General features: G+C 45.7%; 20 protein-coding genes, 1 other RNA gene and 3 pseudogenes. 13 read left to right on the forward strand and 11 right to left on the reverse strand.

Going from position 1 to position 20,956, the window contains the following annotated elements:
* Window positions 1-224: 224 nt before the first annotated feature.
* On the reverse strand, window positions 225-4,031 hold the full coding sequence (gene upx, locus PTE_RS02705) for an anti-phage protein Upx (RefSeq protein WP_036843003.1): 3,807 nt from the start codon (window positions 4,029-4,031) through the stop codon (window positions 225-227).
* A 624-nt stretch (window positions 4,032-4,655) separates the two neighbouring features.
* Window positions 4,656-4,823 (reverse strand): hypothetical protein, encoded by a 168-nt coding sequence (locus PTE_RS25560; protein ID WP_157890181.1) that lies wholly within the window; start codon window positions 4,821-4,823, stop codon window positions 4,656-4,658.
* Between the two features lie 173 nt (window positions 4,824-4,996).
* On the opposite strand from PTE_RS25560, the gene PTE_RS02710 reads away from it, so the two are divergent.
* The 5 genes and pseudogenes from PTE_RS02710 to PTE_RS02725 form a co-directional block, all read left to right on the forward strand.
* Window positions 4,997-5,236 carry a hypothetical protein gene (locus PTE_RS02710; protein ID WP_036843005.1) on the forward strand — a complete coding sequence of 80 codons (240 nt, stop codon included), beginning with the start codon at window positions 4,997-4,999 and terminating at the stop codon, window positions 5,234-5,236.
* A 51-nt stretch (window positions 5,237-5,287) separates the two neighbouring features.
* Window positions 5,288-5,578 (forward strand): helix-turn-helix domain-containing protein, encoded by a 291-nt coding sequence (locus tag PTE_RS02715; RefSeq protein WP_036843007.1) that lies wholly within the window; start codon window positions 5,288-5,290, stop codon window positions 5,576-5,578.
* Window positions 5,559-5,894, forward strand: a complete 336-nt coding sequence (locus tag PTE_RS26175; RefSeq protein WP_241826180.1) for an RNA-dependent RNA polymerase family protein — start codon at window positions 5,559-5,561, stop codon at window positions 5,892-5,894. Before PTE_RS02715 ends, PTE_RS26175 begins: the two co-directional genes overlap by 20 nt.
* A 43-nt stretch (window positions 5,895-5,937) precedes the next feature.
* A complete protein-coding gene (locus PTE_RS26180) occupies window positions 5,938-6,531 on the forward strand; it encodes an RNA-dependent RNA polymerase family protein (protein ID WP_245218983.1) in 594 nt (197 codons plus the stop codon).
* Between the two features lie 39 nt (window positions 6,532-6,570).
* Window positions 6,571-9,970 (forward strand): annotated as a pseudogene (locus PTE_RS02725) (P-loop NTPase family protein); the annotation flags it as partial.
* Between the two features lie 54 nt (window positions 9,971-10,024).
* On the opposite strand, the gene PTE_RS02730 reads toward PTE_RS02725, so the two are convergent.
* On the reverse strand, window positions 10,025-10,945 hold the full coding sequence (locus PTE_RS02730; protein ID WP_051477161.1) for an IS982 family transposase: 921 nt from the start codon (window positions 10,943-10,945) through the stop codon (window positions 10,025-10,027).
* Between the two features lie 75 nt (window positions 10,946-11,020).
* Here PTE_RS02730 and PTE_RS02735 point away from each other — a divergent pair, with 75 nt between their 5' ends.
* Both PTE_RS02735 and PTE_RS02740 read left to right on the forward strand, forming a co-directional pair.
* Window positions 11,021-11,389 (forward strand): hypothetical protein, encoded by a 369-nt coding sequence (locus PTE_RS02735; RefSeq protein ID WP_036843009.1) that lies wholly within the window; start codon window positions 11,021-11,023, stop codon window positions 11,387-11,389.
* Between the two features lie 43 nt (window positions 11,390-11,432).
* The gene (locus tag PTE_RS02740; protein ID WP_245218984.1) at window positions 11,433-12,233 is read left to right on the forward strand and encodes a hypothetical protein; all 801 of its coding nucleotides are present in this window, start codon (window positions 11,433-11,435) and stop codon (window positions 12,231-12,233) included.
* Here PTE_RS02740 and PTE_RS02745 read toward each other — a convergent pair.
* A protein-coding gene (locus PTE_RS02745) for an IS3 family transposase (RefSeq protein WP_110742753.1) occupies window positions 12,213-13,324 on the reverse strand; the annotation gives its coding sequence in 2 pieces (ribosomal slippage) (window positions 12,213-13,063 and window positions 13,063-13,324; 1,113 coding nt in all). The genes PTE_RS02740 and PTE_RS02745 overlap by 21 nt on opposite strands.
* Between PTE_RS02745 and PTE_RS02755 the strand changes: the two genes are divergently transcribed.
* Window positions 13,298-13,552, forward strand: a complete 255-nt coding sequence (locus PTE_RS02755; protein WP_036843014.1) for a hypothetical protein — start codon at window positions 13,298-13,300, stop codon at window positions 13,550-13,552. The two genes, PTE_RS02745 and PTE_RS02755, sit on opposite strands and share 27 nt — an antisense overlap.
* A 50-nt stretch (window positions 13,553-13,602) precedes the next feature.
* On the opposite strand, the gene PTE_RS02760 is transcribed toward PTE_RS02755, so the two are convergent.
* From PTE_RS02760 to PTE_RS23200, 3 genes are all read right to left on the reverse strand, one after another.
* Window positions 13,603-14,223, reverse strand: coding sequence for an inovirus Gp2 family protein (locus PTE_RS02760; RefSeq protein ID WP_036843016.1), 621 nt, complete (start codon window positions 14,221-14,223; stop codon window positions 13,603-13,605).
* A gap of 289 nt (window positions 14,224-14,512) precedes the next feature.
* Window positions 14,513-15,124: a recombinase family protein gene (locus PTE_RS26185; protein WP_131601397.1), complete on the reverse strand. Its 612-nt coding sequence runs from the start codon at window positions 15,122-15,124 to the stop codon at window positions 14,513-14,515.
* A 345-nt stretch (window positions 15,125-15,469) separates the two neighbouring features.
* Window positions 15,470-15,682, reverse strand: coding sequence for an AlpA family phage regulatory protein (locus PTE_RS23200; protein ID WP_071992923.1), 213 nt, complete (start codon window positions 15,680-15,682; stop codon window positions 15,470-15,472).
* A gap of 299 nt (window positions 15,683-15,981) precedes the next feature.
* Here PTE_RS23200 and PTE_RS25925 point away from each other — a divergent pair, with 299 nt between their 5' ends.
* The 3 genes and pseudogenes from PTE_RS25925 to PTE_RS02780 form a co-directional block, all read left to right on the forward strand.
* Entirely contained in the window at window positions 15,982-16,305 is a 324-nt protein-coding gene (locus PTE_RS25925) for a hypothetical protein (protein WP_051477106.1), read from the forward strand.
* A gap of 60 nt (window positions 16,306-16,365) precedes the next feature.
* Window positions 16,366-16,794: pseudogene (tnpA, locus tag PTE_RS02775) on the forward strand (IS200/IS605 family transposase).
* 81 nt (window positions 16,795-16,875) lie between these two features.
* Window positions 16,876-17,271: pseudogene (locus PTE_RS02780) on the forward strand (hypothetical protein); the annotation flags it as partial.
* A gap of 59 nt (window positions 17,272-17,330) precedes the next feature.
* On the opposite strand, the gene PTE_RS02785 reads toward PTE_RS02780, so the two are convergent.
* The 3 genes from PTE_RS02785 to smpB all read right to left on the reverse strand — a co-directional run bounded on the left by PTE_RS02785 (window position 17,331) and on the right by smpB (window position 19,661).
* A complete protein-coding gene (locus PTE_RS02785; RefSeq protein ID WP_036843019.1) occupies window positions 17,331-18,572 on the reverse strand; it encodes an integrase in 1,242 nt (413 codons plus the stop codon).
* A gap of 192 nt (window positions 18,573-18,764) precedes the next feature.
* Window positions 18,765-19,128: a transfer-messenger RNA gene (gene ssrA / locus PTE_RS23210) on the reverse strand.
* Window positions 19,129-19,178: 50 nt separating this feature from the next.
* Entirely contained in the window at window positions 19,179-19,661 is a 483-nt protein-coding gene (gene smpB, locus PTE_RS02790; protein ID WP_015833415.1) for an SsrA-binding protein SmpB, read from the reverse strand.
* Between the two features lie 157 nt (window positions 19,662-19,818).
* Here smpB and PTE_RS02795 point away from each other — a divergent pair, with 157 nt between their 5' ends.
* A complete protein-coding gene (locus tag PTE_RS02795) occupies window positions 19,819-20,253 on the forward strand; it encodes a type II toxin-antitoxin system RatA family toxin (RefSeq protein ID WP_036843021.1) in 435 nt (144 codons plus the stop codon).
* Entirely contained in the window at window positions 20,246-20,539 is a 294-nt protein-coding gene (locus PTE_RS02800) for an RnfH family protein (protein ID WP_036843023.1), read from the forward strand. Before PTE_RS02795 ends, PTE_RS02800 begins: the two co-directional genes overlap by 8 nt.
* A 57-nt stretch (window positions 20,540-20,596) precedes the next feature.
* Here PTE_RS02800 and bamE read toward each other — a convergent pair whose 3' ends face one another.
* On the reverse strand, window positions 20,597-20,944 hold the full coding sequence (gene bamE, locus PTE_RS02805; RefSeq protein ID WP_036843025.1) for an outer membrane protein assembly factor BamE: 348 nt from the start codon (window positions 20,942-20,944) through the stop codon (window positions 20,597-20,599).
* Window positions 20,945-20,956 lie beyond the last annotated feature (12 nt).

Genomic DNA, 20,956 nt, shown 5'->3' on the forward strand with positions numbered 1-20,956 from the left:
TGGAAATGCCCTAGTGCAGGGCACCCCATCAACTTACTTGAACGATAACAACACGTGCTAATCACAGTTCGCAGCTTTTGATACTTGACTGATTGTTGCCTGCTTTCCTCCAAAGGAGTGCATATCAGATCATATTGATATGTGAAATACATTCTTACTACGAAGCTCCAATAGGAGGATCAAAAGGCGCGGTCACCAGGGCGTCTGACCGCGTAGCATCTATATCAAAAATTTAGAAGATCGTTTGGGCGACCAACATTGGTACCTGCCAGCGCCTCAATTTTGGATTGGGCATAAGCGATGGGAGAGGCACCACTGAAGACAAGCCATGACACAATCTCAGGATTCTCTACGGAAGTGAACTGGGCAAAATTAGCAATGTTTTCTTTGGCTAGTGATACGCGTTTCAGATGTTTTTTGAGTTTGTCCGGTTTGCCCTTTATATCATCGCCTTGATATTCAGATAGCTGCGAGGCAACTTCTGAGTAATTCCGAGCAAGTGAGAGATCCTTGCACTCGATGATGAGTATCTGATTTCGGTCTGAGCGCCAAGCAAGAAGATCAATGTCGCCCGGATCACCAGGTAGATTTCTGCGAAGAATTTCAGGAAAACCGATTCCGCGCCGAACTGTCCAACCTACTTCACGAAGTTCTGCCTCCAAGGTTTTCTCGAATGTGTGTCCTTCCCGTGCCCCACCTAGCCAAGTGTCTCTCATGCCTTCTGTGAGAAAGAAATCGCGCTTTAATTGCCCAGAATATGCCCCATCGAAGACGTATTTAAGGGACAATTTCAATAGTCCAGGTGCGATGACAATTAATGGATCGTGGCTCTCTTCAATCTGTAACAAGGGACGAACAGCAACTGAAAGACGTCGGCCAAACCTCCAGGGATAGATATCAGAAAGGTCAAATCCATCGGGCACCACATCCCATTTCGGACGCGCGCTGAGGATAAACTGGTTGAGGAACGCATCAATAATTTCATCTGCAAGCCCGGCCGATTTAGCAGCATTCTCTAGTTGGCTTCTTCTCATCTCGAAGATCGCTGATTTTTGCTCTATTCCGATGGACTCAAGGAACTGGATAAATCGCATTCCATCCTCGAGAGTGAAGCTCATCTCAGCCCTCCAGAATGCAAGGAAAATCTCGGTTTCGTTATCGATCGTTGCAACAGCAGAACTATCTTTTTTGTCTCCCCCGCCGGCAGTTATCACATAGTTCTGCTCGAATTGTGCCGCTTGTTCCTCAAATCGTTCGTTGGTAACTTTTGAAAGCATCGGTTCAAGCACCATTTCGCCGAGCTCATCGCGAAAGAGGAGATCTCCCAAGGGGGAGATGCGGATATCAGCTGGCAAAGCTCCGAAGCGCACGGCATCTGACATACCACCTATGCGAAAAAGCAGTGATGCACGCGCAAGAAGCTTACCGAGTGCCATGTCTGAAGGCTCAATTCCGCCGCTTGTCGGGCATGCGCAAACAGCCAGTTCAATGATTAGCCGGGAAGTCAACGCTGCACCCGCGTAGAGAGCCATTTGTCTAGCAATCGTCTCTTCGACAGCGCACTCTCCTGCATGTAAGCCGAGGACAGCTGCTGCCGTACTGCGCCAGTGCACCTCATCGCTACGTGCCTTTATAACGTTTTCAAGTAGACGCAGTACTGTCTGCTTACGGTCAAATCTTGAAAGTTCGTTCTGTATGTCTTGGAGGAGCACGTCAACAACATCATTAAGGAGCTTTCCTACCGCTTTTTTGCCCTGATATCGTGATGGCGCATCTGCCGAAACGGCCCGCCACCCGAGCTCAATCCGAGCTGCGGCTGAGTCAATATCTTCAATAGTTAAAAGGCGATGAGTCAGTGAGCTACGTAAATACTGGTTAAAGTCAAATGTCTGCATTATGTGGAAGCTGCGAGCTTTGTCATTGGGCACCGCCATCTGCTCAACTTTGCCCCCTTTGTTGACCGGCTCTTCCATCCGAATAAGCATGGCAAACGCCGTACCGAGTGCGCGTACAAGGGCTCGTTCTGCACGGTTGTCCGATGCACGAAAACCTGCAAGATACCCATCTTGAAGAACCACGCGAATCGCCCCATGCTCATGGATTCGTTCAAGTCGCCAAAATGTATTCAGATCATCAGGAAGTTTCTCACCATCGAATCGGTCGATATTGTCATTACCTTCAAAATGCAGATACACCTTTAATGATTTTTTTATTGGTTGCTTACTCAAGACCTCCAGTGCCTCGCCAATCCGCCCAATCCATGTTTGAACCATTTTGGCAAGTTCAACGAGGAGCATCCAATCTTCCATTTCTGGGGCTTCGAGCGTTACCCAAAGATTACCTTGCCCCTCATATACACAGGTCAGCCGTTGCGCTTCAAGATCATCAATTGATGCGTAGCACTTGCTCTCACGTTCGGTTGGAAAGAAATCTTCTGCCGAAGGCCTCATAACTCGATGCCATTTGCCATTGTTGTCACTAATGCGGTGTCGGTCATGCCCTGTGTCTGCCGCTATTCGTATATCACGGAGTAAATTCGTGGGAATCATTAGCATTAGCGGGTGTTCCGGCGTGATACGGTCATCTGGCAACTGGTCATGAGGAACCATATGGCCGTCATTGGCACGTATCCATCCAAAAAGGTTTAGGGTTCCGTTCATATTGAATAACCGAACACCAGCTTGCTCGATTGTTTCAGTCGCATCTTGCACACGCCAGAAGGCAATCGGTGACATACCGGATAATGACCCTAGCCGGACAAAGTCCGCACCAGACATCCATTCAAATTTCCAACCACTAGGTAGTTGGGGGGGCATACCTACAAAGCCTGCCCCCCACCCGCAACCAACACGCACGACCATACCGCGTTGGAAGCCGGGTTGTTTGGCGAGCTCAACTGTGGATTTTTCAACAGAGGCATCTAGAAATTGCGCGGTCTCATCATCAAGCTGAAGCATGTTGTTGAAACCTGTGTCGGTATGTTGCTGTATGGAAGGCAAGACGAACTGGAATACCATCAAATGGCCTGCATCTACTAAGGAGGTCATCATCACCGTTCGGGTCATCTTGTACTTCTGCCAAGTCAGTCTTAGCCTCCCGCCATTGCCGAAGACCGGCATCTCGGAGAAGGTACGTTTATAGGCGTTGGCTAACGCTTGGTCTAGAGCGCCCAATTCTTCTGTGCGCTTTGCAAATGTTATCACTGCCTGGCGAAGTGCTATGGTCATGGCAGTGGGAAGCACAACCACAAGACCACCGGGCGTGCGGAGCAGCGGCCGTTGTTCAAGTATTCCTTCCCCTGGGGCTTGATTGCCAAGTGTACTTATCTGAGATGAATCGAGAATGAAAGGTGCCAAGTCAGCGACTGCGACCCCCTCTGCCCGGAGCAAACGATCGGACAACATTACACGTGAACAGAGCGCTTTCGCATCAAGACCACCAGTGTCAAGAGAGCTAGGAAAATCGTCTGCTCCCCCCTGAAAACGGTGTAAGCCAGAGCGGGCACAAACGACATCTGAGAGGCGGAGGAATGCCTGTATCGCACGTTTAAGCGAGCGATAGCGGTGCGTATCCGGCATGGCGGAGACAATATCGACCATCAACTGCGTATAAAAACCTGCGGCCTCCCAAATCCCTTCCAGCACGCGGTAATCGCCCCTCTCGTTTCCAACAAGGGATACGAATACATCTTCTGCTGGATCCTCTCCAATGACACTGCTCGACGCCCCTATAGCAGCATGCCAGCGTCTCGCGTCATCGACCGAGGCTACCTGTTGGCCTTGGCAGTGAATTAGAGCAAGGGTTGTCAGGAGTTCGAAGCGCAAACACTGAGATTGGTGTGCGGGAAGAGTGAGAAGGCTAGCGAGTAAAGCTACCGTGCTGTCTCGCTCAAAACTGACAAGCTCAGCGACAACCAAGACGTTGTTCTTGGCTATATCGTCAAACGAGCGTTCAAACTTTACCCCATTAGTCTGCTCGCCCATTTCTTCAAATAAGGCATGCAAATCTAGGAGAGGGAAATCTTCATTCATGGGAACTCCTAACGAAACGGTTTTTCAAATAGGATTTGAAGACTAATAGCGAGAATGTGCACTTTAAGTCAATGTAAAACCGTTTTTTTACTAATTTCAGCCTCTTTTTCAGTACCTGTGAAAGACTCCTCTTAGCCTGAAGTAGCCTTTTGAAATCTTTTTTCAAATGGTTGGCATTGCTTTGTCAACTCATATCGGCTGGAGACAGTCAGCACGTGTCAGTGTTGGTCAAGGCCACGTGGATATGAGCGAACAACTCAGTTGCGTTTCAGAACTACCCTTGCAACAAAATATTCAAAGGCGACAGTAATAGCTTTGCTTCAGCTATTCATAACAGCTACGGACAACTACTTTGGCATGATTTAAATTTTGTGCCTGATGCTGAGAGAATACCTAACCGCAATATCAAAGAGCTCGGATACCGTAAGGCGATAACTGACCTGCTCGCCGTTGATTAAAATACGGCAATGTTAGTATGCCTATCTTGTACGAGAACAATTGAGAACTTCCGAACCTCGCTCAAAGCAGACCTGAAGCCACAGGCATGAGGTGTACTGAGCAGGCAATAAAATTTCACTGTCAGTGAAATTTTATTGCCTAAACTTGAAGTATATGGTTTACTCATCACAGGTCAGGCGTACCGCCTGAGCCGTGTTCTTTAAAATGATTGTTCTCATCGTAACAGCGAAGGTCTAGCGTAATTGCCTGCTTATCAGGCCGCTCCTTCATCCGGTGTTGGAGATTTTGACGGGCAGACCAGCGTAATCGGTCAGTCTGAAGCACGTTCGTCATGATGGTGATATGTAGCCAGTCGCGATATGCGGCTACTGGGCAACTGCACTATCGGAATAAACGGGGCTTCATCGTCGCGAAGACTGGTGTTGGGCTTGCGCATCGGGTTGGCTCCTTTCGGCCATCGCCTTGTTACGGGGCTTCGGCGTTTTGCCGATTCAAAGGAGAGCAATATGAAACACGATACTTTAAAGAACACCATCGCAACGCTTGAAAAGCTGCGCGATGCTCACTGCAGCCAACTCGATGCTGGCGCTCTGGCAGAGCTGGAAGATGTATTGCGTCAGTTACGCATTCATCGTGACAGCCCGGTAAAAAGCGGGTTCCGGTTTGACGATATTGTCTTCCGGGCACTACGTATTATTGACGTTGTGCTTCGTCTGATCACAAACATTGATGATTGGATGAAATAATGCAACAGAGCCAAGACGCAGCAGGCCCAATATTTATTTGCGGGGTTAATTATGAATATCGGAAAGGCCATCAAGTTATGTCGAACCAGAAGGGGAATATCACAGACGGATTTGGCGCAGAAGGCAGAATGCTCAGTTTCCTATCTTTCCATGCTTGAAAACAATAAGCGTGATCCAACGCTTTCAACTCTTAACAGCATTGCTACTGCTCTCAACATTCCTGTCAGCATTATATTCTTTATTGCTGCCGAGGCCGGTGATCTTAACGGTATTGATAAAGGACTCCAGGGGGAACTTGCACGTACCGCATTGGAGCTGCTTAATGATTCACACTCCGCTTGACTCACCCTTCTACAGTAGACGACGCATCAGCAGTATGACAGCGCTATCAAAAGCGCTGAACATATCTCTTATCGAACTCCTCAGCCTAGCCAGTCGGGCAGATAAGATGTACCGGCTCGCCAGCACAATAACTAAGCCTGACGGAAGTGCGCGCCAGACTTGGGATGCATATGAACCCCTTAAAAACATACAACGCAATATTAGGCGCAACATTCTGGATTATGTTGTATACCCGGCATATCTGACAGGTAGCCTGAAAGGCTGTGACTATAAAATTAACGCATCTTTGCACGCTGGCGCGACAAATTGTTATTAACGAAGATATCACGCGTTTTTTCCCGTCAACTTCAGCCGTAATAGTGCAAAGCATATGGCGGCATTTTTTTGGTTTCGATAAGGAAGTAGCTGAGTGTTTGGCCAAACTGACGACCCGGCAGGGGGAGCTACCTCAGGGTGCAATCACTAGTTCATTTCTGGCTAACCTGGCGTTTTGGAAAGATGAACCGGCACTGCAAGCCAGTCTTCGGGCTCGAGGACTAATTTACTCCCGCTACGTTGATGATATTGCCGTTTCTTCAGTAAACTTTCTTGATAATCCGACTAAAACGGATGTGATAGCCTGTGTTTATGGCATGCTTTTCAGACACGGTTACCAGCCAAAACGAACCAAACACGAAATCAAAACGTCCGGAAAACGGATGGAAGTTACTCGGCTGTCGGTGAACTCAAAGCCCGGTCTCTCTGCTGCCAGACAAAGCCAGATACGCTCGGCGGTGCATCATTTAGAGCTGGCTTTCCTGAGGGGCGAGATAATCGAGTTCGATAAAGGCCCTTATGCACAAACATTGGGCTTGGTACATCTATTCGCCCGGTTCCATCCCGGCAAAGCGAAAAAACTTAAACAGCGCTTACTTGCTCTTAAGAGCGAGGAACGGATGAATGAGTGTCCCTAGTATAAGAACCATGAAAGAAATTTTTACTAAGGTGAAGGCGTGGCAATCTTTGACATTGAAAAAGACGAATTACTTCGGCTCTCCGATACTCAGCTAGAAGAGTTGATTGCTCGGCTTGCGGAAGCTGAAGTGGCAATGCATGGTCATAGCCCAGCGTGTGTAAATTGGTCTGGTTCAATCACAGCCCCTGACGGAGGCGTTGATATCCAAGTTCAGGTTCCAGTTGACCAACTGAAAGTTGGCTTTCTTGTAAGGCCTGATACCGTGTTTCAGGCAAAGAAACATAAGATGCCAAAGGTTGCAATCAAGAAGGAAATGGGCACTGGCAAAGCGCTTTCATCGCTCATTTCTGAACAAGCCCAAAAGCAAGGCAGTTACATCATTGTCAGTTTGGGCGATGATTGCTCACCGTCAGGTAAGGCGGGCCGTCTCAAAGCAATGTGGGATGCAGTAGAAGATGATCCTAACAAAAGCAATCTTCATCTTGATTTCTACGACCGTTCCAAACTCATTCAATGGTTGCGCCAACACCCATCAGTCATGCTGTGGGTAAAAGGGAAGCTTGGACAAGGTGGCAACCGTACGGTGCGTGGAGCAATCCACCACAAGGTGTTACGGACACTTTAATCTCAGCCCCTGGTGTAAGCATTACTTTGCCATCGGGAAAGGGGCAAAAACTCAAAATTGATGAAGCAATTAGTCCAATGCGAGCCCTTATTCGGTCGACGAATAAGGAGGTTCGTATTACAGGATTGTCTGGTGTTGGGAAGACCCGGATCGTTCAGGCACTCTTCGATGAAACAGTTGGAACAGATGCGCTTGACCGGACAGTAGCTATTTATGTTGATACTGGATCTGAGCCAGTACCTTCTGCTACGGCGATGCTTGATAAACTGATCGCTGAGGGCCGACGAGCCATCATGATCCTTGATAATTGCCCATCAGAACTACACGCTTCACTTGCCAGCAAAGTATCAGCCGCTGGAAGAGAAGTAAGTCTCATCACGATCGAGTACGACATTAGGGATGACAAACCACAGACAACTGAGGTCATCCACATAGAGACAGATAGTCCGGAGGTGGCAGAGCAACTTCTTCTCCGTCGCTTTCCTGCTATTGGTCAGAATAATGCCCGTCGGATTGCTGAGTTTGCAGATGGGAATGCAAGAGTTGCTTTGGCTATAGCGGAGAGAGGCGAGGAAGGTGAGAGTTTGGCTCTGCTTTCTGATGCGCAGTTGTTTAATCGCTTGTTTGAACAACGTAATCAACCCGACGGGGATTTACGGGAGCAAGCTGAAATATTGTCTCTGGTATATTCGTTCTCGGTCTCTAGTCCAGATGCTGTTACCGACGAACTAGAAATATTGGGTGTGCTCTTAGGGTATTCCAAAATCCAGTTATTCAAAGCCGTTACGAAGCTGATGGAACGTCACGTTGTCCAGAAAAGAGCTCACTGGAGAGCTATCTTACCTCATGCCATTGCGAATAGATTGGCAGCATCCGCACTTAACAGTATTCCCGTTGCTCAACTTAGGGCGACTTTTGAAGCTCCGGATTGTGAGCGTTTATTAATGTCTTTTTCCCACCGCCTGGGGTTGTTGCACGACCATCCTGTTGCGAAAGAGGTTGTTGAGGCTTGGCTTCAGCCTGAAGGTATGCTGGGGGAATAATCGAATTAAATGATGTTTCGGCACGAATACTTGAGTATATCGGGCCGGTTGCACCTGAAGCATTACTCAACCGAATTGAGGCCGTACTCTCCTCATCTGATTTTAAAGGTATGGAACCGGGCCACAACCCGCAGCGGCGAAGCGTTCTCCGTCTTTTACAAGTATTGGCATACGAACCGAACGCCTTTGAGCGATGCGCTAGGCTCCTTATTCGAATGGCAGACGATGAAGCCGATAATAATGACCAGGATTCTGCTCGAAACATGGTCCCAAGGTTTTTCCAGGCGTACCTGTCTGGTACTCACGCATCCCTGAGTCAGCGTATTGCTTTAATGAACGAATGCCTTGCATCAAGCATGGTTACGCGTAGATCTCTGGGCTTCAAAATGCTGTCAACTGCCTTGGATGGCCCGCCGTGGTCAGGATTTGGGGTAACTGAGTTTGGAGCCCGACCCAGAGACTATGGATACGAACCCAACTATGATGAACTTATAGAGTGGCGCAGCGCCTTCATTGACATTGTGGTCCATTTAGGGACTTCCGGAAATCCTGAGCTTGAAGGGCCCGCACGATCAATCCTCGCTAACGAATTTAGGGGAATTTGGTTTCAAGAAGCGATGCGAGACAAACTCGTCGATGCTGCCCGTACATTAAATGCTTTTAGTCCTTGGGGGGAAGGTTGGAAAGCCGTTCGTTCAACGGTCTATTTTGACTATACCAAGCGTAGCGATGGAGATGATGTTGAGCAATTGCCGGACAATCTTGCTGCCTTAGAGAAGGAATTGGAGCCCACTGAGTTAATTCCAACAATAAAGACATATGTGTTGAGTACAAATCATGATTATTGGGCACTGGATGCGGATTTTGACCATGAGGACTCCAATAAATATGCAGCAGCCGGAAAACGAATGGAAGCCAAAGCACTTCAATTGGGACAGGACTTTGCCTTATCAAATCATGTGCTCGAGGAGTTAGGAGCAGAGCTGTTCTCCATCGGTGGAATGCCCTATCGTGCCGTCTTTGGTCGAGGACTTGCTCGAGGGGCACATGATCTACGTGTTTGTTGGCAGCGACTTGTTGAACAAATAGAAAAGCAGCCAGATGTTAATAAAGACTTTGGAGTCATAGGTGGCTTCATTGAAGAAGTTGACTCTGTCGATCCAGCATTAGCACAGGAGTTTCTCGACCAATGTGTGCAGCATCCTGAACTTAGACAGGTATTGGTTGGCTTGCATCCTTGGGGGAAATTTACGGTAAATGATTTGGATCGCTGCATGAAGCATTTGGATGATCCAGACATTCGCCCTTTCATGTATGAGCCGATTCTATGGCGAGAACAATACGCCAATTTGCCGAGAGTTCGTGTCCTCGATCTTGCTGAGCGGCTCCTAAGTAAAGTAAGCGGAGATAATGTCATTTTGCATGCGCTCTCCATGATACTGCATGGTAAAGATAAATCTGCAGATACACTTGGTGCAGACTTTCGATTGATCGGTCTTGCTGCAGCAATCCGGAGGATTAAAAACAGCGACAGAGGCCAAAGAGGGACAATTGATTATTACATGGAACGAGTTATCGATGCCGCGTTGCGTTTCGATGGTAATGAGGCAAAAAAAATTGAGTGGTTGGACACAATCTTCGGTGTCGTTGATGACTTCTATGGATATATGTTTGATTTTGATAAAACCATTGAAACGACAGTTTCGTTGATGCCAGAAGCATTTCTCAATCGCATTTTTGAAGGTACTGAGGAACAGCAGCGAAGAAGACAGTCTCATCGTCGTGCTGGCTTCGCACTTATCCCCTTGCAAAGATAAATAACCTCAGCTTCGTTTAAAAATAGCGATATCACAATCCCGTAAATTCAAGCTCGGTTTTTTAGGTTGGAATGTATAAGCAATTAGGCCAGCGACGATTTCCAATAAAAAACCGAGCTGACTGCGGTGTCTTGAATGCGCTATCTGAGAAATATTTTTAAGCTGATCCATGACCGTTTCTATCAAAAATCGCCTTCTTAACATCAGCTTATCCCAGAGAGATAATTCTTTTGCCTTCATGTTATGACGGACATGAGTGATTAACGTTATTCCTTCTGCTTCCAGTTCATCGCACAAAGCCTGCGACAAATACCCTTTATCGCCATATAAACATCCGGTTAACCCTTGTACCAGCGCTTTGACGGGATGGCGATCATCCTTATTTCCTGAGGTCAACTTCACTGCCAGAAGTTCACCACAATCATTGATAACCAGATGAAGTTTAAAGCCATAAAACCAGCCGGTACTGGTTTTCCCTCGCTGTGCGACGCCCTGAAATACGCGATGACGGGGAATACGGAGATTGTGGCAAACGGCAATTTTGGTTGAATCAATAAAAGCGATCCCCTGGGTTTGGGCCTTGCGTGACGAAAGAAAAGCACAGAGAGGAATGAGCGCCCTTTGCTTCAAGGTTAACATCCGGGTGTAGCTGACCAACTGGGGAAAATCGGCCTGAAGATAGTGTTTAACATGCTGAATATAAAACGTTTTAAAATCACGATAATGGCTCATGTGGAATAAAATGAGTATCGTCATGACTTCACTGAGAGAAAGGGAAGCTTCGCGGCGACGTTTGAGCAAACCATTTTCAATTAACTGTTGATACCAGAGAGGAATAAATTTTTGGCAAAAGTCATCGACGCAGCAGTAAAGTTCTTCTAAATTAAACCTGCCTGAGGATCTCCACGATTTTGTTTTCTTTGACAAAAACTTTGATCGTGCCTCAGGCACTTAGTTCCCTTCTTAAGCAAACCTCAGGTTAAATACGAACGTTTTAATTGCATGGTGCCACGCCAGAAATGTCCCAGTGCTGGGCCTGCTATAGCTGGTGGCGTAACTCTTTGGTCAAAGAATGGTGAACAGAGTGTACTGACCCTACACGAAGCTGCTATAGAACTGTTAGAGGCCTCACCTGAGCCACTAGCTGTACTGGAGTCTTTTGCTGAGCGCATTACTCCATCTTCCTGGACTGGTAGCCTGGCGAACATAATGCAAGCTAGATCTAGGGCCATCAGTACGTTGAGCAAACACGCGCGTCCAGATATCGCCGAGGCTGCCAAAGTTGTTTGTGAAAAAATGATTCAGTGGGTGGAACGCCAAAAAGAACGCGAACAACGGGAAGATAGGGAAAGGGAACAGCGGTTTGAATGAAGGCTACGAGCCTATACAAACGTTCTGCGATAAGGAGAAAGTGATGGAATCTGCTCGTGATAAACGCACCCGTGAGATCGTCGAGGCTGAGGATCTCTGGCTGCTGGATAGCGTTGATACTGAAGGCTACGTGTGCTGGGGATGTGGTATAACCATGCATCCTGCTGCATGGGAAAAAGATAAAAAAGTCAGAGCCTATTTTAAAAAGAAACGCCATATTCAACATCATCATGAATGTGATGCTGATGCTGAAAGCACAGTAATTCGCCAGGGCCAGAAGGAGAGTGTCCGCAACATACTGGACAGTGCTCCAGGTTTAATGCCCTCGGGATTAAAGTTGATTGAACAACGCCCGGTTGTTGAACCAAGTATCGCAGGTGATGAAAGCAAGTCCAGTTCGACGCGTTCAGCATCCTCAGCATCTGGTGAAGGTAATTCACCCGAACGACAATCCCGGCGTCAAGTGAATGCTATCCGCAATATTTGCCGTGCCTTCATCCGCTTCCCATATGATCGAGGAATATCGCTAAACGTTCCTGGTATCAAGGGGCAAACTTACTCAGAGGTGTTTAAAAAGCTCCAAAGTAAAATTCAGCCCTACCCGGAGCCAAAGATCTTTTATGCTGAACTACTCTGGAACAAATTTGTTGAAGATGATGAAAAACTCATCATCCCGTTGTCTGGCGAGTGGGCGGAAGACGAATCCGGAAAGCGTAAACCTTCCCGAAGTTACCAGATCCATATAAACTGGGCTGGGTGGTCAAAAGCCAAGCGGACTGTGGTACGCAAAGAGTTGGAAGCTGCTCTTGTAAATAGACCCGTTTTAGTTCCATACACTTTTTGAGATCCCGGCCTTGTTATGTTGCAGGCGGTATTCCTCCGGTGTCATGTTATTCAGCGATTCGTGCGGGCGTTCATTGTTGTATTCTGATAGCCATCTTTCCGTCATTTCCCGCACTTCATTCAGGGTTCTGAACAGATAAAAATCGAGTATTTCTGCGCGATACGTTCGGTTAAAACGTTCTATAAAAGCATTCTGAGTTGGTTTCCCCGGCTTGATAAATTCCAGCTTTACCGCATGCATCTCTGCCCATTCAGCCAGCGTCAGAGAGATAAACTCCGGGCCATTATCCATGCGTAGCATTATCGGATAGCCACGGTTTGCCGCTATCCGATCGAGTACACGGACCACTCGTTGGGCTGGTAGATTCAGGTCTATCTCGATCGACAATGCCTCTCGATTAAAGTCATCGACGACATTGAACGTGCGAAAACGACGACCGCAAATCAGAGCGTCATGCATGAAATCAACAGACCAACTCTGGTTTAACGCTTCAGGTGTAGCCAGCGGTGATGGATTACGCACAGGCAGACGCTGTTTACCTTTGCGGCGAAAATTCAGCTTAAGCAGACAGTAAATACGGTGGATCCTTTTATGATTCCACTGGTATCCCTGTCGCCGCAGAATCTGAAATAACTTTGGAAAACCATATCGTGGATACCGTTCGGCGGCAGCCTGTAATGCGAAAATGACAGGTTCATCACGAGTAGTATCCGGGCGGTAATGATAAACAGTTCTGCTCAGATTCAGACTCCGGCAGGCCTGACGAATACTGAGTCCGAATGTCGTTATCAGATGCGTTGCCAGCTCACGCTTAAAGGCTGGTTTCAAAGCTTTTTTTCGATAACATCTTTCAGTGCCCGGTTCTCAAGACTGAGATCGGCAAACATCTGTTTAAGGCGTCGGTTCTCGTCCTCGAGCTCCTTTATCTTTTTAATATCAGAAGCTTCCATGCCTCCGTATTTAGACTTCCAGTTGTAGTAAGTGGCTTCAGAGATACCGGCCTCCCGACAGACATCCTTAACTGTTCGTCCGGCTTCAACCGACTTAATCACGGCAATGATCTGATGCTCAGTAAAACGGGCTTTACGCATAGCGATCTCCTTCGTTGGCAGAGTGAGTATGCCGAAAGATCTCTAAATGTGAATGGCACGATTATGCGGGATACTTACACTCGGACAGAGGCACAGGAAGCTAAAGCAAAAAGATTAAAAGATAAGGCTTGGGTCTTCTTTATCTGTGAGCAAAGCGCTGATAGCCCGGAGATCTTCTACGTCACTGATTACCGGTTAATTTGTGCGATCGTGGGGCATATTACGTAACTCTGACGTAAAAAAAGGCCTTCCCACACAGAGAAGGCCTATTCAGATTGCTATTTCCGGCTACAACCGAAGTTCCTTTCACCCTTCTCGTAAATTTTACTTTCAAGTTTGGTCAGGTAATCCAGGCGCACAAACAGCATGCCATAGTTATAGAGATAATCAGGTGAATATTTGTCCAAAACATATTTGCAGTTCTCAGGAAAATGAACCAGCGCTGGGCAGTCATCCAGTTTCAGATTAAGCGCGCTGTACCAGGCTTTGGTGATCATCCCTTTCAACGAGTCTTCGCTTTTGCCGTCCCCTAAGTAGTAATAAGCCTGCTTGTTGAATACCAGACAGATATGAAAATGGCATTTCCCAGACTCACTGAATTCTTTGGCCCACATACTACGTAAGGTGTTGGGATGAACCCTAACTCCGTTGCGCTCCCTGCGCCACTCGTTGGCTTCCAGTATCTCATGCAATGAGTTAATGAACCGGGATATTGCTCCTGGTTCAAGATTGGGGAAACAAGACGGGGTATCACCTCGATCCCATATTTTTGGATAATGAAGATCAACACGCAAAGCCATGATGCTACTAAATTCGTTATTCGCGTTGTCAATTACCCCAATCATTTGATCAAGATTATCTTCGTTGTGTAATCCGTGTGTTCCTCTGTACGTTTTCATAGTATATACCTGTGTAGTGATCCTACGGTTTTCAGCAGACCGTATTTGTTATTGCCACACAGGCAGGGCTATACTTGCTCAAGATTAGAGGTATATACTGACATCAGATCTTAGTACTGGAATACTGTTATGATCTGACTGGTAATATATCTCTTAGCTAACTATTAACAGGTAGTAAGAGGATATAGCCATTATATTATAATACCTTTTCCTACATCTAAATTTAAGATGAAGTTAGCCCCAGCCTGTGATGACTGTTTAAAACTTACTCTGCAATTAGCTTGCTGAATTAACCGATAATTCCATTTTTCCAGTGACGTTTAACTGTTGAAATACTGATTCCTAATATTTTAGCTGTTTGTAATTGTGTGTGTCCTTTTAGCTTAAGTTTATAGACGCTCATCTCATATTTACTGCCTTTTTTTCTCCCTAGTGGTTTTTTCATTTTTCTGTATCTGCTCCTGGTTGATTTCAGATTGTGAATATCTACTTTTTTTTGAACGGTTATCAAAAATGACATACAGCATCCTTCTGTTGGTTCTATCCTCGTATTAGGGTGATAGCAGTAGATATTTATCTCTTTACGAAAACAAAAAAATAATGCTTCCTCAATGTCTGTGACATTTCTGCCGAGACAGCTTAAGTCCGTAATTATAATTGTGTCGCCACGGTTCATTTTTTCCCTGATTAGTTCCTTCAGTAGGCGTTGGTCTGCAAACGGTTGTTGAATATCAACAATCTCAATAACTACATTTTCTGATGGAACAGTAAAAAATTCGCAGATTTCCTGAAAGGTAAAGTGCTGTCTGACTTCTCTAGCACCATCCGTGTTCGCACAAGCGAAGTAAGCAAAAAAACGCATAGGCAAGATACCGGTATCATTAATTATTTTTTGACACACCAGACTTTTCTAACTTCGAAGGAATGCGCAAAAAAATGATGAAACGGTGATTGGCATACTCGCAAAGTGGTCTGTCTGATAACTAAAAAATTATTTGTCCTGAATATTTTTTGCTTAAGATCTCCTCTCCTCTCTTTACTCCTTAGTAGTGTCATTAATTGATTCTTGAGCTTGCTGAGTAATAGGTTTACTGATTTATTGCTGCTTGATAATTATTTTTCATTAACAGATGAAAGCATCACACCTACAGAGTTTGGTGATAATATCCTGTTTTGAAATGTATAAGTCCTAGACTATTATTGCCTATAAATCAGTTTGTTAAATTGATATGGCGATTAAAAAGACTCACGAATCTACTGGATTGCGAAGTAAAAGCCACTCGTCTAACTCTGCCTCCAGCCAGCCAATAGATTGTTTACCTAGGCGACGTCGTTTTGGAAAAGTTGCATCGTAGCGTGGAGATTTTGGATTTAGCCAATCATAGATGGTTGAACGGGCTATGCCAGTTTTGTTCACGACGTCGGACAAACGAAGGATTCTGACGTTAGATGTGTTCATGTTAAGTTACCTTTCATTAGTTCAGTTTGGTTACGGAAGAGTAATGGTAAATCTTTATACAAAAAATCCGGGTACCAAAAAAACATTTTTTACGAGGGTAACAAATTGATATATAACAATTTTATTTTTTCTTCTGCTGGGTTTTGTGAAGAAATTAGCCGAAAAAGCAAGGAACTCTCTGAAGAGATGTCACACTGTGAGTGGAAGGAATATGCTGAAGTGCTGGATGTTCGCTACCCAGTGATGCAAAAAGAGCTAGCCAGAATGAGGAAGCAATACTGGATTCTAAGAAAGTGGGGATGCGTGTAAAACTGTACTCAGATCCTCACCTCCAGGAATATAAAAATCATATAGTCAATGGTTCATTACAGACAAAAGATGAATACACTGAATTATACGACCCTATACAGGAATGCTGGCGAGACTTGAAAAATCGTATTTATCGAGAGACTTTCTTTCCTTTAATTCGTGAGCCTGTACGTATTGATGACGTCTTTGTCGCACATCTGATTTATGCCTCAATGGCGTATCAATGGGGACAGTCGGTAATGTCGGATAATGAACGCATTGCGTTTGAGGCATTAAATATCTCGTTTGGTTTATTTTTCCATATGAAAGGTTAAAACCACCGACTTTAGTCGGTCAGTTTTAGCTGCGATACTCTATTGCACGAGAGGTGCAATATGGATTACAGATATGGCAGCCACACGGTATTTCAGATTGAGTATCATTTCGTGTGGGTAACGAAATACAGATACAAAGTTCTGATAGGTGAAGTTGGCCTACGGGTACGAGAGTGAGTTCGTCAGACATGTGAAGCGTTTGAAATCAGGATAATAGAAGGAGTCGTGAGCAAAGACCATGTACACATACTGGTGAGTTGTCCTCCGACCTTAGCGCCCTCAGAAATCATGAGGCGAATAAAGGGAAGGACAGCGAACAAGTTGTTTGAAGAGTTTGCTCACCTGAAAAATCGTTACTGGGGTCAGCATTTTTGGGGCAGAGGCTATTTTTGTGCGACGGTAGGTCAATTAACGGAAGAGATGATAAAGGCCTATCTGGAGCATCATTTTGAACCAAACCCGAATGATAACTTCAGGCTGGATAATTGACGCATCGTTCAGTCGATGCGTATCCGGACTTTCAGTCCGTTAATCACTAACCCACCGACTTTAGTCGGTGGTTGTTGAGTTAATAAATGTATCGGAATGGTCTGGTTCAAGGTTTATGCTGATAAACAAAAAGAACTATCACGCACTAGAGTTAAAGTTGGAAAGAAGGGCGGAGAAAGCAAAGCTGAAGTCTACATCATCATTCAGAACAAACTAGTAGATCTTATTAATACGTTTGCCCCAACAGGTGGTTGGAAAAGTAAAGCTGCGGCAGTTAATGCCCTCATTGACCCTTTATGGGAATTCGTTGAAGAGTCGAATTTTGTAATTAATAACCAAAGTAAAAAATACCGATTATCAACTACTAGTCAGGATGCCTTAGCTGATACTATCTTAAAATCTTGGTCAAGAGATGTTGAGAGTGTCAGACAAGCTTTTGATAATAATGTAAGCAGAAAAAAAAGAGTCAGCGAGTAGTAGTAATATTAAATTTGAACTAAAAATACAAGCGCCCATATTAGGCGCCTGTATCTATGTCATCCAACAAGTCTTATTCCCCTAACCCCGTCTTGAATAATGCTCCCACGGTCCGCTGCCATAACAAAATCACCCCACCACTGCATCATCGGACGACGCTGTTCGAGGTAATCGCTACGATTATAAGCACGACGAACCTCATTCTTATCCACATGTGCCAGTGCTGCTTCAATGACATCAGGCGGAAAGCCTTGTTCATTAAGGGCCGTACTGGCAATAGATCGCAGACCATGTGAAACAAGGACGCCACCAAAACCTGCGCGTTTTAGTGATGCATTAACGGTTTGACTGTTCATTGATTGAGTCGGTTTGATACGACTGGGAAAGACAAACTCTCGATTTACGCTTAGCGGTTTCATCGTTTCTAAAACGGCCATTGCTTGATCTGACAATGGAACAGTATGGTCACGGTTCATTTTCATCCGTGATGCGGGGATTTTCCATTCTCGCGCTTCCAGATCCACTTCATCCCAGCGAGCCTCAGCCGCTTCGGCAGGGCGGGTAATAGTAAGAAGTTGCCACATGAACAGGCACCGTGTTGACTGGCTGATGCTGGCTGTCCGCATCGTTTGCATCAACTGAGGCAATTGATCCGGACGAATGCTGGGCATGTTCTTCTTCTGCGGTTTTTCGAAGGCTTTGCCAATATTAACACTTGGAACAGCATCGATCAGACCCGTGTTCTGGGCATATATCATGACTTCATTGATACGTTGGCAAAGTCGACGGACGGTTTCAAGAGCTCCTCTGGCCTGGACAGGTTGAACGGCCTGAACCAGTGTATGAGCTTTAATATCTGTAACGCTGACGTCGCCAATCGCAGGAAAGACATCTCTCTCTAGAGAGCGCCAGATATCATCTGCGTAGCCTTCTGTCACACTGGCTTTCTTCACATTCCACCAACGTTCAGCGACGAGTTGGAAAGTATTGGTTTTGGCTTCAAGCGAACTGCGCAGTTGTTCTTGCTGATGCTCCTGAGGATCGATTTGTTTCGCCAGGAGAGAGCGAGACTCTGCCCGGTGGTTTCTGGCATCGGCAAGGGTAATTGACGGGTAGGGGCCAATACTCTTCTTCGCACGCTTTTTGGTAACAGGGCGAATGTAGCGAAACTGCCAGATTTTGCTGCCGCTGGATTTGATGAGTAACTCAAGGCCATCACCATCATAGAGAACGTAGTCCGTTTCCTTAGACTTGGCGGATTCGATTTCTTTAACGGATAGAGGTTTGGTTTGTCTTGCCATTGCCGGGTTTCCATAGTTTTAGGCACTTCAAAAACAATAATGCTTTATGAGGTGCCTAAAAGGTTCGGATTTAATTAGTGGGTTTCGGACTTCACGGGACAAACTGGAGGCATAAAAAAGCCCGCAGGGCTTGTGCTGTGCGGGCTTTCAGGACTTCATCGGATGACTCTGGTAATCACCGATGGAGAATTTTGGTGGAGCTGGCGGGAGTTGAACCCGCGTCCGAAATTCCTACATCCTCGGTACTACATGCTTAGTCTAATCTTTACATTCGCTTGCCAGCTGCGGACAGACACGCCACTAACAAACTAGCCTGATTAGATTTAACGCTTCAACCCCAGGCAAGGCATCCACGCGATCTCTTTTGGGTTTGACCTCTCTTGATCCCCGTCCTAAGAGCGGAGGCTAGGGAGAGAGGGCTATATGCAGGTTATTAAGCTGCTATTGCGTATTGTTCGTCGTTTGCGACTATTTTTTTGCGGCTTTTTACGAGGCCAACCGCCCCTCGGCATGCACCTTGGGTTTCGCGAATCCCGTCGAATCCAGAATCAGCCCCAAGTATGTTAAAAACAAGTATATCAGAATATTAAACTATAATGCCAGAGATTATCGTCCGGCATTCTTCATAATACGTGCTTTGTCTAATTTCCATTCACGTTCTTTGATATCTGAACGTTTATCGTGCGCCTTCTTGCCTTTTGCTACGCCAATTTTGACTTTGCACCAGGCGTTTTTCCAATAGAGAGATAAGGCAACAACGGTATAACCTTCACGATTGACTCGACCATATAATGAGTCAAGTTCGCGCTGATTAAGTAAGAGTTTGCGTGAACGCATAGGATCACAGACGACATGGGAAGAAGCTACATTTAACGGAGTGATGGTGGCACCAAAAAGATAAGCGTCGCCATCTTTGAGTAAAACGTAACTGTCGCTGATATTTGCTTTACCAGCGCGCAGTGATTTGACTTCCCATCCTTGTAACGAGAGGCCAGCCTCAAATTCTTCTTCAATGAAGTATTCGTGACGGGCTCGTCTATTCATGGCAATGGTTGCCGAACCGGGTTTGTGTGCTTTTTTCTTTGTCATAGTGTATGCATTATACTGAATGCTTTGATGAAAGAAATCTTTTCCCGCAGCATATTTGCTGATTAATGAGTATTTATTGCATTATACGCTGACAGGTTTTTCTTTAATCACGTATAGGTGATATTATTTGCCACAATTGAGCCTTACAGGAAATGATATGCCACAGATTAGTCGCTCTGCGTTAGTACCGTACAGCGTGGAACAAATGTACAAATTGGTCAATGATGTGAGTTCTTATCCGGATTTTCTTCCGGGGTGTGTCGGCAGCCGTGTGTTGAGTATCAGCCGTCATGAGATGACTGCTTCAGTCGATGTTTCCAAAGCGGGTATAAGTAAGACTTTTGTTACCCGGAATATCCTGGCTGATAACCAAAGCATTAATATGCAACTGGTGGATGGGCCTTTTCGTAAGTTGATGGGAGGTTGGCAGTTCATACCTCTGAGTGAAGATGCCTGTAAAGTTGAGCTTCACCTTGATTTTGAATTCACTAATAAGCTGATTGAATTAGCTTTCGGCAAGATTTTTAAGGAGTTGGCCGGAAGTATGATACAGGCTTTTACTCTACGTGCACGCGAGGTTTATAGTGCCTGATATCAATATCGAAGTTGTTTATGCATTGCCTGACCGCCAATATCTGCGTACTGTGAAATTGTCCCAAGGTGCGAATGTTGAGCAGGCGATAGTTGCGTCAGGTTTGCTGACTTTGCGTAATGATATTGATCTGCAAAAAAACAAAGTTGGAATTTATAGCCGTCCCGCCAAGCTGACGGATATTTTGGAAGAGGGTGATAGGGTGGAAATTTATCGTCCATTGTTAGCCGATCCAAAAGAAATGCGTCGTAAGCGTGCTGAACGGGCTAAAAACAATGCTCAATAATTTGTCAATAGACAGCCAGTCATCTGCTTTTATGACTCGCTGTCTATATCTCTTTGATTATTGAAGATTCTCAGTAAATGAGTTTTCGTTTTTAATGTCAGTCAGTACACCTTTACTGTCAAACGTCAGTGTTAGGGTTTGCTGAGTCACTTTTTCATGCCCAGGTTGCTGACGAAACACATAAAACCATGTTTGAGTACTAAACGGGTCCTGTAACATGGGTGTTCCTAATGTATAGGCTACCTGTTGCTGGGTCATCCCCTTGTGGATTTTTGATACATTAGCAGGTGTCAGATAGTTCCCCTGATTAATGTCAGGGCGATAAACAACCCGTTCCAACGTAGAGCAACCCGCAATCAGCATAACGAATGATACAGCAGCGGCAGTCAACATTTTACAGCGCATGGTAATTACATT

Source organism: Photorhabdus khanii NC19, assembly GCF_000517265.1.
Taxonomy (GTDB): domain Bacteria; phylum Pseudomonadota; class Gammaproteobacteria; order Enterobacterales; family Enterobacteriaceae; genus Photorhabdus; species Photorhabdus khanii.

Bases quoted from the DNA above. Each gene is read 5' to 3' on its own strand.
- upx (WP_036843003.1), bottom strand. From the start codon at position 4,031: ATGAATGAAGATTTCCCTCTCCTAGATTTGCATGCCTTATTTGAAGAA.
- PTE_RS25560 (WP_157890181.1), bottom strand. From the start codon at position 4,823: ATGACGAACGTGCTTCAGACTGACCGATTACGCTGGTCTGCCCGTCAA.
- PTE_RS02710 (WP_036843005.1), top strand. From the start codon at position 4,997: ATGAAACACGATACTTTAAAGAACACCATCGCAACGCTTGAAAAGCTG.
- PTE_RS02715 (WP_036843007.1), top strand. From the start codon at position 5,288: ATGAATATCGGAAAGGCCATCAAGTTATGTCGAACCAGAAGGGGAATA.
- PTE_RS26175 (WP_241826180.1), top strand. From the start codon at position 5,559: ATGATTCACACTCCGCTTGACTCACCCTTCTACAGTAGACGACGCATC.
- PTE_RS02735 (WP_036843009.1), top strand. From the start codon at position 11,021: ATGGTGCCACGCCAGAAATGTCCCAGTGCTGGGCCTGCTATAGCTGGT.
- PTE_RS02740 (WP_245218984.1), top strand. From the start codon at position 11,433: ATGGAATCTGCTCGTGATAAACGCACCCGTGAGATCGTCGAGGCTGAG.
- PTE_RS02755 (WP_036843014.1), top strand. From the start codon at position 13,298: ATGCTCAGTAAAACGGGCTTTACGCATAGCGATCTCCTTCGTTGGCAG.
- PTE_RS02760 (WP_036843016.1), bottom strand. From the start codon at position 14,223: ATGAAAACGTACAGAGGAACACACGGATTACACAACGAAGATAATCTT.
- PTE_RS23200 (WP_071992923.1), bottom strand. From the start codon at position 15,682: ATGAACACATCTAACGTCAGAATCCTTCGTTTGTCCGACGTCGTGAAC.
- PTE_RS25925 (WP_051477106.1), top strand. From the start codon at position 15,982: ATGCGTGTAAAACTGTACTCAGATCCTCACCTCCAGGAATATAAAAAT.
- PTE_RS02785 (WP_036843019.1), bottom strand. From the start codon at position 18,572: ATGGCAAGACAAACCAAACCTCTATCCGTTAAAGAAATCGAATCCGCC.
- smpB (WP_015833415.1), bottom strand. From the start codon at position 19,661: ATGACAAAGAAAAAAGCACACAAACCCGGTTCGGCAACCATTGCCATG.
- PTE_RS02795 (WP_036843021.1), top strand. From the start codon at position 19,819: ATGCCACAGATTAGTCGCTCTGCGTTAGTACCGTACAGCGTGGAACAA.
- bamE (WP_036843025.1), bottom strand. From the start codon at position 20,944: ATGCGCTGTAAAATGTTGACTGCCGCTGCTGTATCATTCGTTATGCTG.